Genomic DNA, 2,781 nt, shown 5'->3' with positions numbered 1-2,781 from the left:
CAGAGCCAGCGAATCGCAACCTGCGAGACCGGTCAACGTCTACAAAGACTTAACCCTTACCAGATTTGATTCCGATACCGTTTCCGGTCAGGCTCTGAGCCAGCCGGGTGCCAACGCCGTGCCGTTCTGGGTGCGGCTTGAGTTCGCCAAGGGCTCGCCTGGATCGACGGGCGGGCAGACGCTGACCGCCGGTACGCTCGGGCTTCGAATATTCGGTTTAAGGGAGCTTGAGTATGCGCCTGCCACCTTGGAGGCGCGCTTCATCATGCAGCATGCCTTTTCTGTTTCGGAATATCTGCTTCGTTCCGGCAAGCGGCTCGGCGATGGCGAAACCATCGGCGTTGACGGGCAGGCGCGTTTTGCCATCGCGCACGCGGACAATGGTGAGTTTAGTCCGTTTCCTGTTGCTCGCCTTAGCCTTCTGCCCAAGACACAGTGAGCCTGGAGTCCGACATGGTTTATAAATTTGATCCGATATCCTGGAATGGTACGATTTTTCTGCTTGCTGAGTGGCACATGTCAGGTGACCATTTGGAATATAGGCGCGCGAACAAGCCTATCCCGGCCTCTTATTTCCCAAAATCCCTCACGGTGGACGAGGCCGCCCAAGCGCTGCCGGATATTTTCCACACGTATAGGGGCCTTATTGTGTTCTCTGAGCGTGCGCGCGCGTTGATGGAAGAACGGGCGCCTGGCCAAGTCGAGTTCATCCCGGTCGCGATCCACGCTGAGCCCGACATCGCCCGTCAGTTGCAATTGGCCAGCGCGTATTATTTCATCAACGTTTTGGGGCGGGCGCAACGATTCCAGTGGCTTGAAATGCCGGTCGATCCGTTTCCAATCAGAGAGGACGGAATTCAACGGTTCGGCACGAAGCATGATTATCTACAGTGGAAGCTTCGTCCAAGATTATCAGGCGAGCCTTTAATCTGGCGTGAAAGTTGGTGGCAAGTCGACAACAAAGAATACCGGGGACATGTCGATGTTTTAGTTGAAGATATACTTTGGCACGAACTCGACGCCAAATTCCCCGATCAGTTGAATCCGATGCAGGTCGGCACATCGATCGCACCATCGCCTGAGCTTTCCGTCTGAGACCTTCCGACCCTTGGAGCATGAAATGGTATATATATTCGATCCCCCACTCGGGAACAGCCCTGGCCTTATCTCACCCTTGTGGTACGGGTTGGATGATTTTAACGCGTATTATCGTGCGAATAGGCCAATCCCGGCTGCTAATTTCCCCCAACCGCTCATAGTGGATGAGCCGGTCCAGGATGTGCCGGACATCTTCCGCCCGAGTAGCCGCGTCATCGTGTTCTCGGAGCGCGCGCGCACTTTTATGGAAAAACGGGCACTTGGCCAGGTCGAGTTCATCCCGGTCGAGATCCAAATCGAGCGTGACGTCGCGCTTCGATCGAATTTGGCCAGCGCCTATTATTACCTCAATATTCTAGGGCGGGCGCAACGGTTCCAATGGCTTGAAATGCCGACACGCCCTTTTCAAATCGGTGAAGACGGTATTGAACGTCATGTCATGATCGATGACTATTCGCAGTGGAAACTTCGTCAGCGAGCACCTGGCGAGCCTCTGATTTGGCGTGAAAGTTGGTGGCGTTTCAACGACAAAGAATACCGAGGACATTTCGAGATTTTGATCGAAGATGCACTTTGGCAGCAACTCGACGAAGCGTTCCCGAATCAGCTCAATGCAATACAAATCGGAACGTCAATTTGCCCGCTTGAGCCCTCCGCCTGAGACCTTGTGACCCTGGAGCCTGACATGGTTTATAAATTCGATCCGGCATACGTGAACGGAACGATCTTTACGCTTGGTGATTGGGACACGTTGGGTGATCACCTGGAATGTAGGCGCGCGAACAAGCCGATCCCCGCGTCTTATTTTCCACAATTGCTGAGTGTGGATAAGGCCATCCAGGCGCTGCCCGATATCTTCCACGCGTCCAGGGGCATTATCGTGTTCTCTGAGCTCGCGCGTGCGCTGATGGAAAAATCGGCTCCCGGCCAAGCCGAGTTTATCCCAGTCTCGATCCACGCTGAGCCCGACATCGCGCGCCAGCTGCGATTGGCCAGCGCCTATTACTTCATCAATGTTTTAGGACGGGCGCAACGGTTCCAGTGGCTTGAAATGCCGATTCGTCCCTTTCAAGTCAGAGAAGATGGTATTCACAGGTTCGGCTCGAAGGATGACTATCGGCTGTGGAAGGTTCGTCCGAGATTACAAGATGGACCGTTAATCTGGCACGAGAGTTGGTGGCAATTCGACAACAAAGAGTACCGGGGACATGTCGATGTGTTGGTCGAAGATACCCTTTGGCGAGAACTCGACGCCAAATTCCCGGGTCAGCTCAATGCTTTGCAGGTCGGCACATCGATTGTGCCGCCGCCTGAGCCTGCCGTCTGAGACCTTGCGACCCTGGAGCCTGACATGGTTTATAAATTCGATCCGGCGTATGGGAATGGCACGAGCTTTACGCTCGGTAAATGGAGCATGTCAGGTAATTTCCTGGAATGTCGTCGAGAGAACAAACCGATCCCTGCGTCTTATTTTCCCAAATTGCTGACAGTCGAGAAGGCCAACCTAGCACTACCGGATATCTTCCACACGTCCAGGAACATCATCGTGTTCTCCGAGAGCGCGCGCGCGCTGATTGAGAAACGAGCGCCTGGCCAGGTCGAGTTCATCCCAGTCGCGATCCATGCTGACCCCGACATCGCGCGTCAGTTACGACTGGCCAGCGCCTACTATTTCATAAATGT

At 54.3% G+C, this 2,781-nt stretch carries 5 protein-coding genes; all 5 read left to right on the top strand.

Going from position 1 to position 2,781, the window contains the following annotated elements:
- A partial coding sequence (locus tag GSQ89_RS29015; RefSeq protein WP_158931613.1) for a DUF4261 domain-containing protein occupies positions 1-439 on the top strand: 439 nt, incomplete at its 5' end.
- 14 nt (positions 440-453) lie between these two features.
- Positions 454-1,095 carry a hypothetical protein gene (locus GSQ89_RS29010; RefSeq protein WP_158931612.1) on the top strand — a complete coding sequence of 214 codons (642 nt, stop codon included), beginning with the start codon at positions 454-456 and terminating at the stop codon, positions 1,093-1,095.
- 91 nt (positions 1,096-1,186) lie between these two features.
- Positions 1,187-1,759 carry a hypothetical protein gene (locus tag GSQ89_RS29005; RefSeq protein ID WP_158931611.1) on the top strand — a complete coding sequence of 191 codons (573 nt, stop codon included), beginning with the start codon at positions 1,187-1,189 and terminating at the stop codon, positions 1,757-1,759.
- Between the two features lie 24 nt (positions 1,760-1,783).
- Positions 1,784-2,425 carry a hypothetical protein gene (locus GSQ89_RS29000; RefSeq protein WP_158931610.1) on the top strand — a complete coding sequence of 214 codons (642 nt, stop codon included), beginning with the start codon at positions 1,784-1,786 and terminating at the stop codon, positions 2,423-2,425.
- Positions 2,426-2,449: 24 nt separating this feature from the next.
- Positions 2,450-2,781: hypothetical protein (locus tag GSQ89_RS28995; protein WP_158931609.1), on the top strand; the 332-nt coding region annotated here is incomplete at its 3' end.

Source organism: Acidisphaera sp. S103 (assembly GCF_009765975.1).
Lineage (GTDB): Bacteria > Pseudomonadota > Alphaproteobacteria > Acetobacterales > Acetobacteraceae > Rhodopila.
The sequence above is the reverse complement of the archived record's forward strand: the minus strand, read 5'-3'. Positions and strand labels throughout refer to the sequence as shown.

What these genes read in the sequence shown, in the direction of transcription:
- GSQ89_RS29010 (WP_158931612.1), top strand. Translation starts at nt 454, where the DNA reads ATGGTTTATAAATTTGATCCGATATCCTGGAATGGTACGATTTTTCTG.
- GSQ89_RS29000 (WP_158931610.1), top strand. Translation starts at nt 1,784, where the DNA reads ATGGTTTATAAATTCGATCCGGCATACGTGAACGGAACGATCTTTACG.